Source organism: Adlercreutzia sp. (assembly GCF_056795635.1).
Genome location: NZ_JBQIIT010000003.1, coordinates 149,154 through 167,829 on the forward strand (window position 1 = coordinate 149,154; position 18,676 = coordinate 167,829).

Consider the following 18,676-nt stretch of genomic DNA (forward strand, 5'->3'; position numbering starts at 1 on the left):
GACCACGGTAGGGCAAGGGCCGGGCCCTTGCCGCCCGACAGCAGCGGACCGCGACGAAGGAGGACGATGATGGCGAAGATTCTGCTCGTTGACGACGAGCCGCGCATCGAGAAGCTGGTGCGGGACATGGTAGAGGGCGCCGGTTACGAGTTCGCCTACGCCGAGAACGGTGCGGACGCGCTGGCCCGGGTCGGCATCGACGGGCCCGACCTCATCATCATGGACGTGATGATGCCGAAGATGGACGGCTTCACCGCCTGCCGCGAGCTGCGGGCCCGCGGCATCACGGTGCCGGTCATCTTCCTGTCGGCCAAGGGCGACATCGTGGACAAGGGGGTGGGGTTTGCCGCCGGAGGCGACGACTACATGGTGAAGCCCTTCGACCCGCGCGAGCTTATGATGCACATCGAGGCCCACCTGCGCCGCGCGGCCATGCGCCCGAGCACGGCCATGCCTTCCACCGGCACCATCGCCGTGGGCCGCCTCTCGCTGGATATGGCCCAGCACCGTGCCGCCCTCGGCGGCACGCCCGTGGCGCTCACCCCGAAGGAGTTCAAGATCCTGGCCACCCTGGCCGCGAGCCCCGGCACCGTGCTCTCCCGCGAGCAGCTGGTGGAAGCCGCCTGGGGACCGGAGTTCGTGGGCGAGACCAGTTCCATCACCGTGTTTATCAAGAAGCTGCGCGCCAAGATAGAGGCCGACCCCACCGAGCCCCGCATCATCGAGACCGTCTGGGGCATCGGCTACCGCCTGGACCCCGAGGCCTGCGGGTAGGCGGTACGGCCCCGGGCCCGCGCCGCCTTGCTAGACCTACAGCGCCTACAGCGCCCGTTCGTACATGGACACTTGAATGTCGCCGAGAGCCGGGTAGTACACGGTCCAGTCGCCCCGATCCTCGAAGCCGCAGGATTCGTAGAGGCTGCGGGCCCGTTTGTTGTGGGGGAAGGTGTCCAGGCGCAGAACCGCGAGCCCGTCGGCGCGGGAAATCTCGATGCCCCGGGTCAGGAGCTGCCGCGCGAAACCGCGGCCGTGATAGGCCGGCAGCGTAGCCACCACGTGCAGCACGCCCACAGACTCGGGTTCCGCATCCACAGCCCAGGGCACCGCCTCGTAGCCGGGCGACCCCTCGTGGTTCACCACCATGGCGCTCGCAATGACGGGATGGGAGCCCTCGGCATCCTCGATGAGCACGCCGATGATCATCTGGCCGGCTTCCACCGACTCTCGCAGAAGCTCTGCGGACGGATGGCCGCCGCGACGCCATTGCACGTCGAAATCGGTGCCCTCCATCTGGTCAGCCATCTGCCCGTAGAAGTCGAACACCGCATCCAGTTCATCGACCCGCGCCTTGCGCACTTCCAGCATCACGCCACCCTTCCTTCACCTCAACGAAAGTCTTCCTCCTACCCTACCACGGCCTCCCTGCTCCGCCGGCCCGCACCGACCCCGTCCCTCCGAAACGGTTCGCCAACGGGGGCTGCACCAGCAGAATGCGCACCGCTCCGGCGGCCTATGATGTGTCTGCTGAAAGCTCGCGGCCTGTCGGCAATCGAAAGCACAATATCGGCTGCCGCATGCCAGCCCCACGCCGCCTCCAAGGAGCCCGCCATGGTCAAGACGCTCACCTACGACCAGATACAAGCCGCCGTCGAAGATGCCTATGCCGCGTGCAAGGACCTCGCCGGCGGCCAGAACGCCCATTACATTCCCTACCTGGCCAACGTGGATTCCAACCTGTTCGGCATCAGCGTTTGCCTGCCCGACGGGCGCGTCATCTCCGTGGGCGACACCGACTACCGTCTCGGCATCGAATCGGTATCGAAGGTGCACACGGCCATCCTCGTACTGCGCCAACTCGGCGCCCAGCAGCTGCTGGACAAGATCGGCGCCGACGCCACGGGCCTGCCCTTCAACTCCATCTTCGCCATTCTGCTGGAAAACGACCATCCCTCCACGCCGCTCGTGAACGCCGGAGCCATCGCCGCCTGCTCGCTCGTGGAGCCCGTGGGCAATGCCGAGGCCAAGTGGAAGGCTATCGTGGACAACATGACCGACCTTTTGGGCAGTGCGCCGCAGCTCATCGACGAGCTGTACCAGTCGGAAAGCGCCACTAACTTCGAGAACCGTTCCATCGCGTGGCTCTTGCGCGACTACGACCGCCTTTACGACGACCCGGCCATGGCGCTCGACCTGTACACGCGCCAGTGCTCCCTGGGCGTGACCGCCGAACAGCTGGCCATATCGGCGGCCACCATCGCCGCCGACGGTGTGAACCCCGTCACCGGCAAGGCGGTGTTCGACGCTGCCCTGGCGCCGAAGATCGTATCGCTCATGGCCACTGTGGGCTTCTACCAGCACTCCGGCGACTGGCTCTACACCGCGGGCCTGCCGGCAAAGACCGGCGTGGGCGGTGCCGTCATCGGCGTGGTGCCGGGCCTGTGCGGCCTGTGCGCCTTCGCCCCGCCGCTCGACGACGCTGGTAACTCCGTGAAGGCCCAGGCAGCCCTGAAGCACATCATGGGAGCCCTCGACCTCAACGTCTTCAGCAACACCCACTACGAGCTGGCAGCATAGGAAGCGGGAGAGGGCACTTTCACCTCATAGCCGTTCGCCGATACGAAAACGGGCCGCAGCATATCCATGTTGGCAAGTTTCTCGGCAACCACCTCGGTGTTTGGAATTCTTACCAGACCAGGCCCCATGCCAAGCTGGTTAGTGAGGAATTCGACTTCGATACCCTCTTTGTAGAACGCCCGAAGACAACCGCCCTCGGTGGGAGCAAGAAAACCCGCCTGCTCCATTTCCATCGTCAAGCATTCGCTGCCGTCAACCTCAAGATAGGGATTGCCGTAGAGCACGTCGATGTCGTGAGATTTCAGGTTCGGTAGATAGCTTTCGTCAAAATAAAACGTATAGAGGTATTCCGCCCAACTTCCCACAATCATCACATGAGGCAGTAAATGAGAGGCTTCCAAGGTGCGCATCAAGTCCCAAAAGACGTCCTCATGCCTCATGCTGCCTCCCTAAAGCCCTTTCGATAAAGGCATGCTCGCGCTTCAATCTCCGAAGAACATCTTGCAGCGATCGCCGGCGTTCCACGCTGCGGCGCAGATCATCGCCCACCTTGTCCTCGGGACCCACGTATTTTGTGACCACTTTATCGCCGTCGCGGAATTTAAGGTAGCAATAGGAACGACCCCTGCGCATTCTCACAGAAACACTGCCTCGGGGCAAAGCGCTAATCTCGCGCTCGTACAAAGCCTGAGAGCGCTCGTTTCGCTCCAGTTCCTCGACAAGAGTATCTCGTATGATGTTTGTTTCATCCATGACACGAATGTTGCCCCACAAAACCATACTTGTCAATCATTTGTGGGGCAACTTTGTCTTCCCCGCAAAGACTCCTACTCGAGTGCCCATGACCATCTCTCGCAGAGAGACAGCCGCTACCGCCCAAGCCAATGCTTCGGCACGGGGATGAGGGCGCCGATGGCCGCGGCGGCCAGCAGCACGAAGACGGCTTTCACGGGGAACACCAGAAAAAGCAGCAGCGCCGTCATGAGCGGTTGGCGCATGACGCAGCCCGTCAGGCCGGCAGTGGTGGCGCACAGGGCGAAGACGGGGTCGATGTCCGTGAGGGCCGCAGCACCGTAGCCGATGGCGATGCCGGCGAAGATGATCGGGAAGAAGTGGCCGCCGCGCCAGCCCAGGCCCAGGCACACCTGGGTGACGACCACCTTCAGGAACCCCGTGGCAATGAGGGCCGCCGCGCTGAAGGCGGTCCATGTGGCCGCGAGCTGCTCCGTTTGGGCCTCGCCGGCGAACATCGTGAAGGGAAGCAGGATGCCGGCCACGCCGAGGAGCGCGCCAGCCGCCATTGCCTTCGCCACCGGTCGATCCCCCAGGCGGCCAGCGAGCCCGCGCACGACCCGGCCACTGCCGTGAAAGAGCCAGCCGGCCGCAGCCCCCAGCAAGGCGAGAGGCACCGCCCAGGCCAACTCCGAAGCGCCGATGGCGATGGCGGAGAAGTGGGGCAGGCCCCCTCCCTGGCCGAACAGAGACCCGAGGCCGAGCATGGCCCCCAGGGCCCCGGCGATGGCGAGCAGGTAGGCGACCAGCTTCGCCGCCCGGGGCACCTCGATGGTCGACGGATCCGTTCCCGAGGACTCATCGGCATACCCCGCCAGGGGCGCGGCCAGGCCGAACAGGGGCGCCGAAAATGTGGCCGACACCACCGCTGCCACGCCCACCTGCGACAGCTCGCGCACCTGTGACCCCATGAAGCGCATCTTGTCGCCCACCCAGGTGGCGAGCCCCGCGATCACGCCCGTGAGCCCCGCCTCGGGGCCGATGGAGCCCCCGAACAGAAGCGGCAGCAGCGCGCCCGTGAACGATGCGCCCAGATGGCGGTACTCGTAGCGGCCCGTGGCCTTCACCTGGGCCATCACCGTGTTCATGTCTTCGGGATAGGATCCGCATCGCTTTTGGAAGAGCCCGATGATCGCACCGCCCGCCAGGCAGAACGCCAGCGGATACACGACGGCGGGAAGCCCCTGAGCCTCCAGGGCAGCTGGGGCCTTCACCCACAAAAGGTCGATACCGAGGTTCATGAGAAAGAAGAACGCCCAGGCAAAGGCCCCCGCAAACCCGCCGAGCGCCACCGTGAGCACCCCGAACAGCGCCCCGTGCCCCGCTTTCGCCGCCACCTTCCCCATGACCGCCCCTCTTCCGTCCCATGCCAGGCATCGCTTGGCTCTTGTTGCTTGCCGCCCATTCTATAGCAGAAGACGGCCAAGCACGCGAAAAAGGGCCGTTGGCCCTCCGCCCCTCCTCGCGTTCCGGACTTAAAGACAGAGGCCGCCAAAAGGCCCGCACCTCAAAAGGAGATGCGGGCCCCAGGATCGGGCGCGGGGAGGGAGAGCGCCCGACGGGTTGGCACTGGCGAGGGCAGCCACTGGTGAGGGCAGCGACCGATCAGCTTGCGCCAATGGGTGGAAGCGAGAGCAGCCGGCCTTTAGGCCTCCTTGCCGCCAAGCACCTGGCCGATGGTGTAGCCCATCAGGCAGTTGCGCGTATGGGACAGGCAGTTCAGATTGTGCGGATAGGTGTTGTAGAACATGCCGCCCGACACGATGCCGGCTGCGAACAGGCCCTCGATAGGCTGGCGCTCCTTGTCGAGCACGCGGCAGGCCGTATCCACCAGCAGGCCGCCCGTCGTGCACAGGCCGTCGGCATGCTCCTTGGTGGCGTAGAACGGCGGCGTATCAATGGTCATCATCATCGCGCCGGGGAAGTTGAAGTCCTCGTCCTTGCCAGCCGCCGCCATCTCGTTCCAGCGGTTGATGGTGGCCACAAACGCATCGGCGGGCACCTCCATGAGCTCGGCCAGCTCTTCCAACGTGTCGGCCTTCAGGGCGTTCTCGCTGGTAGCAGCCCCGACCCACGCCTCCTTGGGGCCGTAGCACGAGGAACTGGGCGTCCAGATCTTGTCGATCTTCTCGGCGATGGCGCCATCGACCACGTAGAAGTCGTAGGTGCCGGGCTGGGCTTGGATGGCCATGGCCAAATGCCCGTAGGGCTCGTATTCCGGCGTGAAGCGCTTTCCCAGCTTGTTCACACGCACATAGGGCATAAGCTGCTCAGGATCCAGCATGATGGACTGGGGGAACTCGTCCTCCGCCGCACCGACGGCAATGCCCATCTGAAGGCCGTCGCCGGTGTTGCCGAAGGCACCGGTGAGCCAGGCGCCCGGCACCCCGCGGGGACGGCAGCGCTCCTTCAGCATCTGCTGGTTGAACTCGTAGCCGCCCGTGGCGAGCACCACGCCCTTGGCGCAGTTGTAGCGCTCGTAGCCATCGGCGCTCTTCACGATAACGCCGGTCACCTTGCCCGCCTCGTCCACAACCAGCTGGCAGGCCGGCGTCTCGAAGCGGATCTCCACGCCCGCATCGGTGAGGATGCCGGCAAGAATGTCAGCCAGCTCGCCGGGAGGATAGGGCAGGTTGAGCGAGGTATTCCACGAACGCGAGAGCGAGGTCTTGTCCCACTCGTCGCGGAAGTCCGGGAAATCGCCTGCGGCGAAGGTAAGCGGGTAGTCGTCCAGGTTCTGGTTATCGAAGTGGCTGATGTACCAGTCCACCGCCTCGCCGTTCTTCTCCAGGAAGTGCTTGAACAGGGTCATGTCGCCCTGGAAGGCGTTGTCCATCATGGCGTCGGCGATCCAGGCGTCGGTGTCGTAGGTCATGCCCCAATGCTCGTGCAGCTTGGAATTCGTGCCGCCGATGGTGGCGGAGTTGTAGTTGCCGCGGTTCTGCTTCTCCACGGCCACGGTCTTCAAACCCTGCTCGGCGCAGGCCAGAGCCGCCGCGTCGCCAGCCGGCCCCAGACCGCACACCACCACGTCCACGTCATGGGTGGCCACGATCTCATCATCGGCGATGGGCTCGGCCACAAAGGCGATCTCGCCCTCGCCGGCGGAGCCGACTTCCACCTCTTCCACCACGGGCCACACGGCCTTGGACGGATCGGTGGTCTGCATGGTCCCGGTAGCGGCCATATCGCCGGCGTCTCCGCCGGACGCGGCAGGCGCCGCGGCCTCCCCCGTCGCCTTCGGGGCGCAGCCGGCCAGCCCGGCCACAGCAGCGGCACCCGCGGCCAGGGCGGCACCGGACAGGAAGCCGCGGCGGCTGAGGCCGATCGTCGCGTCGTTGGTCATCGGGGATTCATTGTTCGTCATGGAGCACTCCCTCCTCACGTTGCCCCGGCGACGGCATCCACTCTGCGAAGCGGACCCCTGCGCCTTCCGCCCTCCGTGGCGGCGGGGACATTTCGAGCCGAAGTGTGGCACGACTACGGCCCCCACCGCATCTTCCGAAAGGGGGGATATTGGCATTTTCCCTGTTCAGTGCGATGGTGGAAGAAAGTTGTCTGCCCCGATTTACCTCAATAATGCGATAGGATATACCGCAACGGGAGAGGGAGGATCGATGGGAAAAATCGCGCAGGGGAACCGGATGCCGGCAAGAGAACGGGCCGACGATCACAAGGAGCACTGGACCCCCTCCCTCGCCACCGTAGCGGGATCCGCCGCCCTATGGGCCTGGGGCTTCCTCGCTTACCTGAGCCCCGCTCTCTTCCCCGCCGGCAAAGGGGCTGAGACCACCGGGCTCGAAATCGGCTTCTTCGCCTCGCAGGCCACCGTCGTCGTCAGCGCCGTCCTCCTCATCGCCATCTCGCGCCGCATCGTCGTGACTTTCGGACGCGGCACCTTGCTTGTGGCCGCCGGCGCCATGAGCACAGTGTCCCTCGCCATTCCCGCTGCCATCGCCGCCGAGGCCTTAGGGCTGCTTATCGGGCTCGGCATCGTGTCAGGCATTGCGGCCTCGCTGTGCGGCATTGCCTGGGGAGCCCGCTACTCCCTCGGGTCGAGCCACGCCCCAGCGACGATCCTGCTCTCGTTCCTGCTGGCCTACGGCCTGTACCTGGCAACCTCCTGCCTCATTCCCTTCCCATTCCGCGCTCTCGTTGTCACTGCGCTGCCCATACTGTCTTGGGCCTTTTGGGCCGACGATGCCGTCAAGCGCCACCGCCTCTCCTCGTCGGTATTCCCTACCAGGAGCACGGGGCATCACCTGCACGACGGAAGCACCATGCCCGGAGAACTGCTCGCCGGCTCATGGGAGGCCCGCGTTATGCCCTGGCGCGCCATGGGGGTCATAATGATGGCGGCCCTTATCGGGAACCTCGTTTCCTCAGCTATCATGGGATTTAGCTACGATCAGGCCGACAGTCTGTACGCAGGCGGGGTGGCTGTGTGCGCCTGCATAGTCACCATGGCCCTGGTACCCCTGAGCGGCGGCGAGGGCGCCTTCTCGGTATCCCAGCTGTACCGCACCACCGTCACGTTCTCCGCCGCGGGGCTCTTGGGCATTCTCGTGTTCGGACATCAGGGGATGGCGGCCGGGGGCGCCCTTGTCCAGGGGTGCGCGATGTTCCTCCAGGCGCTCGTTTACGTCGTAGTCGCCCAAAGCACTCAGCGAGAGGGCCTGGCACCGCTGCTCTCCTTCGGTATCGGGCAGGCCCTCGTGTCGGCCATCGTGTTGGCAGGCAACGTCCTCGGCAAACAGCTGGCCCTGATGGACGGGAGCGACTTTGTCCTGCACGCCGCATGCGGGACAGGTGTGCTCATCCTCTTCCTCATGATGGCGAATCAGGCGGCAAAGGAAACCGAGGGGCTTCCCGGTTCGGAAGAAGCGGGGAATGGGCGGCCGCCGCAACCAGCCGGCGGAGACGGTCATCCAGCAGACGAGGGAAGCGCATCGGCCAACGAGGCCGAGATCTTCGCCGCCGCCTTCGGCCTCACGCCTCGGGAAACGGAGGTGCTCACCCTGCTCGGGCGCGGCCGCAGCCTTCCCTACATCGCCGATGCGCTGTTCGTGACCACTGGCACTGTGAAAACCCACGTCAAGCACATCTATCGCAAGTGCAACGTCAGCAGCCGCCAAGAGTTGCTCGACCTTCTAGAACGGAAGAGCAGCTAGGGACGTTCCTTGCTTCTGGCCTGCACGCCCCCCTACAACGCGAAGCGGTCGCGGGCGCGTTTCGGGGTCGTGGCGCGGGCGGCCTCGGTGCGGTCGTGCTGCCAGTTCATGAGGAACAGGACGCAGTCGGTGCGGTTGCTGGCACGGAGGCGCTCGATCTGACGGTCGAAGAGATCGCCGTCATCGAGGAAGCCGGCATCGGCCAGAGCCCGCACCATAGCGATGTCCCCCTCGCGGGCCACGTACTGGCACGCCTCGGCCGCCCGCTCGCGCAGGGCCTCCACAATGCGGTCGCGCATTGCGGGATTCAAACGGAAGGGTGCGGCCACGCGATGGAGCAGCGCTCCCAGGTGGTCGGGCAGACCGCGGCCTGCAAGCAGCTGATCGTCGTAGCGGGCGAAGTCGAAGGGAATGTCGTCGTCCGGTGCGGCCAAAAAGCAGCTCATGAGCTGGTCGGATGTAATGTGCACCACCGCATCGGCCGCAGCCAGGCGCACCACGGCGTACTCGAAGCTGCCCTCGCCGATGCTGGTGACGCTCGCGGGAATGAGCACGGGCCCCACCAGCGTGCGCGAGCAGAAGCAGTGGGCGCCAATGGTACGCAGACCCTCGGGCAGCATGAGCTTGCGCGTGCCCTTGCAGGCGTTGCCGTCGCGCACTGTGCGCACGGTGTCGGGAAGGGAAAGGGTAGCAGGCGCCGTGATGAGGGCCCGCTCGGCAATGACCGTGAGCGGCGCGCCCTCTACCGTCCGGGGCAGCGCCAGACGATCGGCCGCCGACACGGGTGCCACCATGGCGCTGGCCGCGCTGGCCGCCGCCTCCCGAGCCGAAACGTCGGACGCGCCGCGCATCCGCGCGTGGGCCGCAGACGAGAACTGGCGCGACACCGAATCGGGCGCCGGAGGCCCGGCCACCAGATGGGCCTCACGGACGCTCGCCGAGGCCGCCGTCGGCGTTGGCGGAAGAGAACCCGAAGCGGCCGTGAATACTGCCGACGGGGAGCCGGCGACGACCGCGTCGCCGTTGTCGGGTGCAGTGAAACCGTACCAACACTGGGCGTCTTCCACCGCCTGGAAGTCAGTCACGCGGCCGCCGCAGCGAGCAACCACGCGGGCGAGGGCGGCCGGATCGTCGCCGCGCCACACGGTTTCGGGAGGCACGGCGCCGTCAACGCGGGTCAGCGATGCCGGAGCGTCGATGACGTGGGGAGGGGTCGTTCCCTTCGCCAGAAGGGCCTGCCCCGCGATCTGCACACCGTCGGGCAGGGCAAGTCGCTCCTCATAGGGCGCCTCCGCAAACAACAGATGCTGCGCGTCGCCCACCTTCTCCAGCAGGCAGCCCTCCTCTACGGCGAAGCGCTCGTTGGCGGGGCTTACCCGGTAGCGCCGGGCCGCCAGCCGCGGGTTGGGCAGCGCCAAGTCCAGCGGCGCCGGGTCGTACACGCGCACGCCCGCGCCCAAGTACACCACCTCGGCGCACACCGACCCGAAGGCCTGGGCGCCGATCACCTCCACCGTGTCGGGAACCACAAGCAGACGCACCAACGCCCCGCTCGTGAAGCGCCGGGCGAAGGCCTCCGACGCGATGCGCACCACGGGCACCCCATCGATGAACGCCGGCACCACCACGACGAGCTGGTCGCTGGGAAGCCCATGCTCGGCCAGAGCCGACAGGTGCACGGCCGACAGGGCGAAGCCGTCGCCGTCGCGGCGCACCTGCACCGGCACCATGGTGGCGAAATAGTCGGCGGCCGCCATTCCGCAGGCGCCCCCTGCCGCTTCATCGGCCTCATACGATGTTTCACGCGCTGCTTCTGGTGTTTCACAGGCTGCCAAATTTGTTTCACGGTCTCTTTCTGATGTTCCACGGTTGCTTTCAAGTGTTTCACGGTTTCTCGATGTTTCACGCTCATGGGGCGGAATCCAGCGGGGCGTCTGCCCGAGCGTCCACAACTCGTGAGGAGTGAGCGGCCGTTCGGCAGCACCGGCGATGCCAACCCCCGCCGCACCCGCTGCACCCGCCGTTCCGTTCCCCGCCACGACGGCCGGCGCGACCACCGTTCCGGCGCCCGGCGACACCACGCCCTCTGCACTCGCGACCAGGCCCGACGACCCTTCCCCGCCGACACCGGTCGTAGCCCCGCGCAGCGCGTCGCCGATCAGCGCCATACGCTCCTCGTCTGAGATGCCCATGCCGAGGGCGCCTACGATCAGCAGATCGCCGTCGGTACCGTCCAGCTCGTCAGTCTCGTCCAGGGCCGCATCGTGTACCCAGGGCTTGTAGGGGGCCAACTGCGGGCGCCAGTTCTCGCCTTCAATGGCGTGGCCCGGCTCCTCTAGAATCACATCGGCCAGCGAGAGCGCCAGCGGGTTTTCTTGCGCCCGCGCAATGAGATTGTCGATGGAAGAAGTTGCGTCGCGAAAGACCAGAGCATTGCCGTCCATAGTTTTGTGCACCTTCCCAATTCCGATGCTCGCAGGCTGTTTACCCCGTGTGTGCCCCATGCTACACTACGCCCCAGAAGGGCACAAGAGAGGAGGCAGGGTGCACGAACGCGAGATGGAGGCGCTGGCCCGTGATGCGCTCGATCTGGTGCGCAACGGCCTTCTGGTGAATCTGCGCTTCATGAGTGCCGCCTTCGCGCGGCTGACTCCCCTGCCCGCACCCGGCGCCACCTTCGCCACCGATGGCGCCCATCTGCGCTTCGACCCCGCCACCTGGGCCCGCGCTTACGCCCGCGACAGCGCCGAGGCCACCCGCGCCTACCTGCACGTGGTGCTGCACAACGTGTTCCTGCACCTGTACCCGGGCGCGAACGTGGAGCCCGATCTGTGGGACATCGCCTGCGACATGGTGGTGGAATCGGTCATCGACCAGCTGGATCTTCCCGCCACGCGCACGGCAACGGCCACGGCCTCCCGCCCCGAGCTGGAGCGCATGGCCGAAGAGGCCGGCCTCATGACCGCCGAGCGCGTCTACGCGGCCCTGCGCGAGCGCCGTGCCGCGGGCGCGAGCGCCGAGGAGCTCGCTCGCCTTGGCGCCCGCTTCTATGTGGACGACCACCGCCCCTGGCATGCCGTCACCGTGGCCGAGGGGAGCGACAGCGCCCGGGCCGAGGGTGAGGCCGCTGAGGGCGAGGGCCAGCGCGGTGCCGCCGCCGGTGCGGCCGATACCCCCGGCACCGATATGGATATTCCCGACGAGGCCGCCGACGTTCCCTATAGCCACAAGGCCCACCGGGCCATGGATTCCGCCGACATCACCCAGAAGGAGGCCCCCGAGCACGCCGCCCGAGCCATCGGCGAGCGCTTCGCTGACACGGTGCAGCTGGACCGCTCCCGCGAGCAGTGGGAGAACGCCGCTCTGGAAATGGGCATTCAGCTGGACGCCTATGCGAAGCTGTGGGGCATCGAGGGCTCGAACTTGGCCATGAACCTGCGCAAGGTCACCCGCGAGAAGCACGACTACCGCGCCTTCCTGCGCAAGTTCTCCCGCATGGGCGAGCAGATTCGCGTGAACGACGACGAGTTCGATTATGTCTTCTACACCTACGGCCTCCAGCTGTACGACAACCTGCCCCTCGTCGAGCCCGTGGAATTCGCCGAGGAGAAGCGCATCCGCGATTTCGTCATCGCCATCGACACCTCGGCCTCCACCAAAGACGGCCTCGTGCGCCGCTTCATCGAGCGCACCTATTCCATCCTCGCCGACGAGACGAGCTTCTTCTCGAAGATGAACGTGCTCATCATCCAGTGCGACGCCGCCGTGACCGACGTGGCTCGCATCACGAGCCTGCGCGATTTGGAAGACTACCTGGAAAACCCCGTCATCAAGGGTCTCGGTGGCACTGATTTCCGCCCCGTGTTCGCTTACGTCGATGAAGCCCTCATGGCCGGCGAGTTGAACGACCTGGGCGGTCTCATCTACTTCACCGACGGCCAGGGCACCTACCCGACCCGGCGCCCCGCCTACGAGACCGCCTTCGTCTTCCTCGATTCCGACGATGCCGCTGCCAGCGCCCCGGTGCCTCCGTGGGCCATGAAAGTCGTTTTGGACGAGACCTTCGTATTAGAAGAGGAATACTAGGACAGGAGCCCCTATGAACATCCGCGAAGCAAAGCAGCAGATCAAGAACGCCATGGTGGCCTACTTCACCAAGGACGAGTTCGGCAACTACCTGCTGCCACCCGAGCGCCAGCGCCCCGTGTTTCTGCTTGGTGCCCCGGGCATCGGCAAGACGGCCATCATGGAGCAGATCGCCCAGGAGCTGGAAGTGGGCTTTGTGTCCTACTCCATGACCCACCACACGCGCCAAAGCGCCTTGGGCCTGCCCTTTATCGCCACGAAGACCTACGGCGGCGTGGAATATCAGGTGTCCGAGTACACCATGAGCGAGATCATCGCCTCGGTCTACGAGGCCATGGAATCCACGGGCCGTCCCGAGGGCATCCTGTTTCTGGACGAGATCAACTGCGTGTCGGAGACCCTCACCCCGGCCATGCTGCAATTCTTGCAGTACAAGGTGTTCGGCCGCCACGCCGTGCCCGATGGGTGGATTGTAGTGACCGCGGGCAACCCGCCCGAGTACAACCGCACGGCCCACGATTTCGACATCACCACGTGGGACCGCCTGAAGCGCATCGAGGTAGAACCCGACTACGACGTGTGGCGCGAGTTCGCCCTGTCGGCCGAGGTGCACCCGGCCGTCATCACCTACCTCGATATCGAGCGCAACCATTTCTACGCCGTGGAGGCCACCCCCGACGGCGCGTCCTTCGTCACGGCCCGCGGCTGGGACGACCTGTCGGCCATGATCAAGCTCTACGAGGCCCAGGGCTTAGCCGTGGACGAGTTGCTCGTGGAACAGTACGTGCAGAACGGCGACATCGCAAAGCGATTCGCGATGTACTACGACCTGTTCACGAAGTACCGCAGCGATTACCAGATCGATCGCATCCTCGCGGGCACGGCCGATACGGGCCTGGCCGAGCGGGCGCGGCGGGCGCCCTTCGACGAGCGCGTGGCCGTCATGGGGCTCATCGTGGATGCCACGGTGGGCCGTTTGCGCCAGGCCGTTATGGAAGAGAAGGCCGCGGCGTTCACCCACGGCGTGCTGGCCGACCTGAAGGAGCGTCTGGCTGCGGCGGGCGTGGCCGAGGACGGCAACGGCGCCGAACTCATCCGCGCCACCTCCACGGCCCTCGCCCACGACCGTGACACGGAACGGGCCGCGAGCCTGCTTACCGAGGAGCGCTACCGCTCCTTCGAGCGGACCATCGGCCTGCTGGACGAGGTGCTGCGCACCGGGACCGAACGACTGGAGGGACCCACGTTCAACCTGCTGCGGGAACGCTTCAACGAGCGGCTGGACGCGCTAGACAGCAGCATCGACGGCGCCGCAACTGCCCTGGACAACGTGTTCAAGTTCGTGGAAGAGGCCTTTGGCGAGGGCCAGGAGATGCTCATGCTGGTAACCGACCTGTCCGTCAATCGCGCCGGCATGGCCTTCATCAACGACCACGGCTGCGACCGCTACTTCGCCCACAACCAGAACCTCCAGTTCTACGAGCGCGGCAGCGACCTGGCCGCCCGCATCGACCGCATCACCCTGGAAGAGGCATAGAGCCGCACCCCGATAGAAGTGGGACACCTTACCGGGTAAGGTGTCCCACTGTGCAGGATTCGCGGGCCGGGACACTCTTACCCGGTAAGAGTGTCCCGGCCCAGAAAGGCGCCCGCATCAAGCGGGCGCCCGAGCTTCAACTTACAGGTACATCACCGGTAGGGCCGCGAGGATGACCAGCAGGCGCAGCATGAAGCCGCCTACGAGCACGCCGCCCTCGCCGATAACGCTCACCACCATGGACGTGGTGGACGTTTCCACCTTGCGCGTGATGAACACGGGGTAGCCCTCGATGGCGAAGGGCGCCACCAGGCCAAGCAGCACCAGGCCGCCCCAGAACATCGGCGCGTACTGGCCCGACACCAGCGAGGCCACCGACGCGGCGCCCTCGGCGCTGCCCGAACTCACGATGATGAGCATGGTCACGAGCACCACCATCTCGATGGCCGACAGAATCACATGGCTCTTCTTGATGAGCCACATGCGCTCGAAGCGCTCGCGGTCGGTCACCAGGCCCACCAAACTCGTGGCGGCAAGGCCGGCCGAGAGAGCCGATACCACGAACAGCACCGGCAGAATGGCGTTGTTCCACAGCGGATAGGCTTTCACCACGCCCAGCAGGAAGCCCGTGTAGGCGGCCACGCAGAACGCGGACACGATACCCACCCACGTCAGCCATTTGGGCACGGGGCGGCGCAGCACCTCAAGCAGGGCGGCAATCACCGACACCGGCATGAACACGCAGATGAAGTACACGCCGAGGGTCATCACGGAGCCCGGGTTCATCACCAAGTAGAAGAAGCGCAGCGGATTGTGCAGTCCTGCTTCCGCGTCCAGCATGAGCATGAGCAGCCCGATGCCGAGAAAGATCGGCGCAATAATGCGGCCCGCGACGCGCATCTTCACACTATCGGGGTACTTCGCCTCCACAAAGGCCGAAGTGAGGAAGGCACCGGCGGATGCGCCCGCCAAGAACAGGTACCATGCGATCATAGATCCCCAAACCATTGGTCATCACCTCACGTAGTAGATTTTCGCGGCGGTCAAGTCGCTCGCCAGGGGCTGAGCGTTCGTGCGGGCGATCTCCTGACAGATCTCGCTCTCGGGATCATCCAGGTCGCCGAAGATGCGGGCGCCGGACACACAGGTGTTCACACAGCGCGGCGGGTTGCCCGGCTCCCCCTCGTACCAGCAGAAGCGGCACTTCTCGATCACGCCGGTCTGCTCGATCTGCACGCGCACGCCGTAGGGGCAGGCGGCCATGCAGTACTTGCAGCCGATGCACTTGCCCTCGTCCACCAGCACCACACCGGAATCGGTGGTGTAGGTGGCATGGGTGGGGCACACGGCCTCGCAGGGAGCGTCCTCGCAGTGCATGCACTGCACCGGCACCACTTCCGCGTACACATTGGGATACGTACCTTGTTCCACCTCGTCGAACTTGATGAACGCCTCCTCGTGATCGAGGCCGTTCACCATCTGGCAGGCGATGCGGCAGGCATAGCAGCCGACGCACTTCTTCGTATTGATGAGCATGCCATAGCGAGTCATCAGTCTTCCACCTTCCTAACCGTAACCGCCACTTCCTGGCTCATGGTGGAGCCCACGGCGGGCTCGAGGTGCAGCGGAATGAAATCCATCATGTTCAGGCCGAAGCCCTGGGCGCGGGTGAGATAGGGCGAGGTGCTGCCGTAGTGCGTGGGCAGGAACAGCACGCCGGGCTTCAAGCGCTCGGTCACCTTGACGGCCACACGGCCCGAAGCCTCGCTCGAAGACAGTTCCACCGTGTCGCCATCGGCAATGCCCAACTCAGCGGCATCGGAGGCCGCCATCCACAAGCGCTCGAGCTGGTACTCGCGGGAGATGGCGTTCAGAGCCTCCAGATTCAGCGTCATAGTGTGGGAGTGAATGCCCTGCTTGCCGCCGATAAGGGAGAACTCCCCCGCCGCCGGCTCCACCAGCCGCGGCACGTAGCCGATGACCGGGTTCAGGCCCGCTTCGGCCACCTTCGCCGAGGTGAACTGGAATTTCTCCGTGGGGGTCTTGAACGCGGGCGTGCCGAACTGGAAGCCCGGATCGGCCAGCTCCACGATGCCGGCCTCGCGTACCGCATCGAGAGAGGTGCCCACCGTGGCCAACTGGGCATCGGCCAACTCTTCCACCGTGAAGGGGAAGTACTGTCCCACGCCACAGGCCTCGGCCAAACCGACGAAGATCTCGTCGCAGGACTTGGTCTCGGGATGCACGCGATCGATCACCGGCGTGCGCAGCGCCACATAGTGCTTCTTGCCGCCGATGAACTCGGGCAGCTCCATGCGCTCGAGCACGGTGCACTCGGGCAGCACGTAATCGGAGGCGAGGGCCGTCTCGCTCATCTGCACGTCGATGGTCACCACGAGCTTGGCCTTGGCCAAGGCCTCGCGCCACTTCGCCGGCTGGGCATAGCCCTGCACCGCGTTGGAGTTGTAGAAGAACACGCCTTGCACGGTACCGTCGTTGCAGCCGTTCAGCACGGCCAAATTGGTGCCGGTGCCCGATAGCGCCAGAGGGAACTCGGCATCGCCCACGCGCTTGGCCGTGGGCTTGGGCACCTCGGGGAACTTCGCCGGATCCACGTCGCCGACCTTCGGCGAGGAGGTGATGAGCGCGCCGCCCTTCTGTCCCCAGCAGCCCAGAAGCGCGTTCACCGCGCACACCACGCGGGCCGTCTCGAAGGAGTTCTGGTAGGCGCACCCGAAGGCCGCGCGCCAGGAGGGCTCGATGGCGCAGGCCGGCGCCGCGGCGGCCAGGGCCTCGGCCAGCTCCACAATGGTGTCGGCCGGCACGTCGCAGACGCCCTCGGCCCACGCCGGCGTGTACTCGGCCACCTGGGCCGCGAACTCCGGGAAGCCCACGGTGAACTGCTCGACGAACTCGTGATCGTACAGATCGTTCGCCACCAGCACGTTGGCGATGCCCAGCAGAAGGGCGATGTCGGTGCCGGGCTTGATGGGCACCCAATCGGTGGCGAAGATGCCGGTGTTGTTCAGACGCGGGTCCACGATGACCACGCGAGCGCCCTTATCGGCGGCGCCGGCCAGGCTCTTCACCGAAGAGGGGCGGATGCCGTCGCCGTAGCTGCGGCCGATGAAGACCACCATCTTGGTATTCGGGAAGTCCACGGAGTAGTTCGACGCGCCCGTGGCCTCCTGGATGCCACTTTCCTTGGACAGGTTGCAGGCGGCAGCATGGGTGTACACATTGGCCGAGCCGAGCGCATTCATGAAGCGCTTGCTGTAGTACTTGCCCGAGGGACGGGGATCCTGAACGATGGCCAGGGCCTCAGGTCCTGCCTCGGCCAGAATCTCCTGCACCTTGGCCCCGATCTCAGCAAAGGCATCGTCCCAGCTGATGGGCGCGAAGCTACCGTCCTCGGCCCGCTTCATGGGCTGGGTCAAACGACCGTCGGAATAGGCCCATTGAGCCGTACCGTGACCGCGGCCGCACAGCGTTCCCTTGGAATAGGGGTGTGCCTCCATGCCCTCCACGGTCCACAGGCGCCCGTCCAGGGTGGTGGCGACCAGGCCGCACTTGCTCGAGCAGCCGTTGCACAGCGACGCCCCCTGGGTCTTCGCCCCGGCAGCCTCGGCCCGCTCGGCCTGCCATGCGGTCACCGAGCAGGTGCCCACAGCAGCCAGCGCAGCGGTGGCGGCGGTGCCCTTCAGGAAGGTCCGCCTGGTGGGATTGCAGCGCATTAAAGCCTCCTTCTCTTGCATGTCTGCATTCTCCTTGTCTCTGAAGCCCTTCGGCGTTTTACCGAAGGCTCTGGGAAAGATCGTGAATCGCCCGGGTCAGGGCCCCTGCCAGTTCGCAGCCGTGGGCCAGGGCGGCGGCCAACTCATCGTGGTGCTGCGCTCCGGGCAACGGGCGTGCCTCCAAAGCCGCCAGTCGGGCTGCCAGGGCTTCCTCGTAGGCATCGAGCCAATCGAGGTGGTCAGCCACCAGATCGCGCACCGCCTCGCCGTTGCCCGCCTCCGCGTACAGGCACGCTACTTCGGTCAGCAGGGCCACATGGTCGGGCATGGCCTCGTAGGCGGGGGGAACATCCAGCTCCAGTCCATCGTAGAGCACGCGCATGTGCTGGGCGCTGTCTCCGAGCAGCAGGTTCCGCGCAGCGCCGAACTGGGCCGGCTCGCCCCCGTCGCCGCCCGACGCAGAGGCCCACGGCTTATAGAGAGATTCCACGGGAAGGGTCGCGGCCAAGGACCCCAACGTGAGCACCTCGTTCTCAAGCCGACGGCGCACTGGCGCCGAAGGGACTGCGGGAACGGAAAGCCCTTCGATAGCCCCCGCCCGGGCCTCTTCATAGGCCGCGGGATAGTCGGCACCCCAGAGGGCGAACAGCGCCCCAAGGGCTCTCACGTAATTTGCTCGCTTCTGCATGACTGCACCTCCTCTCGATGGCGACCCATGCTAGAATCGTCGGCCTCGCTCTATATCATCAGTTTCTGATGATTTGTCTGAAAGCAAGTCGGTC

15 protein-coding genes are annotated in these 18,676 nt (G+C 65.7%); 5 read left to right on the top strand and 10 right to left on the bottom strand.

The genetic code is table 11. From position 1 onward, the window contains the following. The first annotated feature begins 66 nt into the window (after positions 1–66). Positions 67–774: a response regulator transcription factor gene (locus tag ACTOXK_RS02820; RefSeq protein ID WP_482277098.1), complete on the top strand. Its 708-nt coding sequence runs from the start codon at positions 67–69 to the stop codon at positions 772–774. Between the two features lie 45 nt (positions 775–819). Here the strand turns inward: ACTOXK_RS02820 and ACTOXK_RS02825 are convergent, their stop codons facing one another. Further along, positions 820–1,365: a GNAT family N-acetyltransferase gene (locus ACTOXK_RS02825; protein ID WP_482277119.1), complete on the bottom strand. Its 546-nt coding sequence runs from the start codon at positions 1,363–1,365 to the stop codon at positions 820–822. A 243-nt stretch (positions 1,366–1,608) separates the two neighbouring features. Between ACTOXK_RS02825 and glsA the strand changes: the two genes are divergently transcribed. Beyond that, positions 1,609–2,574 carry a glutaminase A gene (gene glsA, locus ACTOXK_RS02830; protein ID WP_482277097.1) on the top strand — a complete coding sequence of 322 codons (966 nt, stop codon included), beginning with the start codon at positions 1,609–1,611 and terminating at the stop codon, positions 2,572–2,574. On the opposite strand, the gene ACTOXK_RS02835 is transcribed toward glsA, so the two are convergent. The 4 genes from ACTOXK_RS02835 to ACTOXK_RS02850 form a co-directional block, all read right to left on the bottom strand. Further along, entirely contained in the window at positions 2,556–3,014 is a 459-nt protein-coding gene (locus ACTOXK_RS02835; RefSeq protein WP_482277096.1) for a GSU2403 family nucleotidyltransferase fold protein, read from the bottom strand. The two genes, glsA and ACTOXK_RS02835, sit on opposite strands and share 19 nt — an antisense overlap. Next, positions 3,004–3,354, bottom strand: coding sequence for a DUF6788 family protein (locus tag ACTOXK_RS02840; RefSeq protein ID WP_482277095.1), 351 nt, complete (start codon positions 3,352–3,354; stop codon positions 3,004–3,006). The genes ACTOXK_RS02835 and ACTOXK_RS02840 overlap by 11 nt, the downstream gene beginning before the upstream one ends. 89 nt (positions 3,355–3,443) lie before the next feature. Then, positions 3,444–4,712, bottom strand: coding sequence for a chloride channel protein (locus ACTOXK_RS02845; RefSeq protein ID WP_482277094.1), 1,269 nt, complete (start codon positions 4,710–4,712; stop codon positions 3,444–3,446). 299 nt (positions 4,713–5,011) lie between these two features. Further along, entirely contained in the window at positions 5,012–6,733 is a 1,722-nt protein-coding gene (locus ACTOXK_RS02850; protein ID WP_482277093.1) for an FAD-dependent oxidoreductase, read from the bottom strand. Between the two features lie 277 nt (positions 6,734–7,010). Between ACTOXK_RS02850 and ACTOXK_RS02855 the strand changes: the two genes are divergently transcribed. Further along, on the top strand, positions 7,011–8,537 hold the full coding sequence (locus tag ACTOXK_RS02855; RefSeq protein WP_482277092.1) for a response regulator transcription factor: 1,527 nt from the start codon (positions 7,011–7,013) through the stop codon (positions 8,535–8,537). A 32-nt stretch (positions 8,538–8,569) separates the two neighbouring features. Here ACTOXK_RS02855 and ACTOXK_RS02860 read toward each other — a convergent pair whose 3' ends face one another. Next, positions 8,570–10,981 (bottom strand): hypothetical protein, encoded by a 2,412-nt coding sequence (locus ACTOXK_RS02860; RefSeq protein ID WP_482277091.1) that lies wholly within the window; start codon positions 10,979–10,981, stop codon positions 8,570–8,572. 100 nt (positions 10,982–11,081) lie between these two features. On the opposite strand from ACTOXK_RS02860, the gene ACTOXK_RS02865 reads away from it, so the two are divergent. Together ACTOXK_RS02865 and ACTOXK_RS02870 are read left to right on the top strand one after the other, a co-directional pair. After that, positions 11,082–12,623 (top strand): vWA domain-containing protein, encoded by a 1,542-nt coding sequence (locus ACTOXK_RS02865; protein WP_482277090.1) that lies wholly within the window; start codon positions 11,082–11,084, stop codon positions 12,621–12,623. A gap of 13 nt (positions 12,624–12,636) precedes the next feature. Beyond that, a complete protein-coding gene (locus ACTOXK_RS02870; protein WP_482277089.1) occupies positions 12,637–14,160 on the top strand; it encodes an ATP-binding protein in 1,524 nt (507 codons plus the stop codon). Positions 14,161–14,301: 141 nt separating this feature from the next. On the opposite strand, the gene nrfD is transcribed toward ACTOXK_RS02870, so the two are convergent. Genes nrfD through ACTOXK_RS02890 form a run of 4 tightly spaced genes read right to left on the bottom strand, consistent with a single transcriptional unit; the run spans position 14,302 to position 18,582 of the window. Further along, on the bottom strand, positions 14,302–15,168 hold the full coding sequence (gene nrfD, locus ACTOXK_RS02875; RefSeq protein ID WP_482277088.1) for an NrfD/PsrC family molybdoenzyme membrane anchor subunit: 867 nt from the start codon (positions 15,166–15,168) through the stop codon (positions 14,302–14,304). 6 nt (positions 15,169–15,174) lie between these two features. Beyond that, positions 15,175–15,711: a 4Fe-4S dicluster domain-containing protein gene (locus ACTOXK_RS02880; RefSeq protein WP_482277087.1), complete on the bottom strand. Its 537-nt coding sequence runs from the start codon at positions 15,709–15,711 to the stop codon at positions 15,175–15,177. Beyond that, the gene (locus tag ACTOXK_RS02885) at positions 15,711–17,894 is read right to left on the bottom strand and encodes a molybdopterin-containing oxidoreductase family protein (RefSeq protein ID WP_482277086.1); all 2,184 of its coding nucleotides are present in this window, start codon (positions 17,892–17,894) and stop codon (positions 15,711–15,713) included. The genes ACTOXK_RS02880 and ACTOXK_RS02885 overlap by 1 nt, the downstream gene beginning before the upstream one ends. A gap of 58 nt (positions 17,895–17,952) precedes the next feature. Further along, positions 17,953–18,582 (bottom strand): molecular chaperone TorD family protein, encoded by a 630-nt coding sequence (locus ACTOXK_RS02890; RefSeq protein ID WP_482277085.1) that lies wholly within the window; start codon positions 18,580–18,582, stop codon positions 17,953–17,955. Between the last annotated feature and the right edge of the window lie 94 nt (positions 18,583–18,676).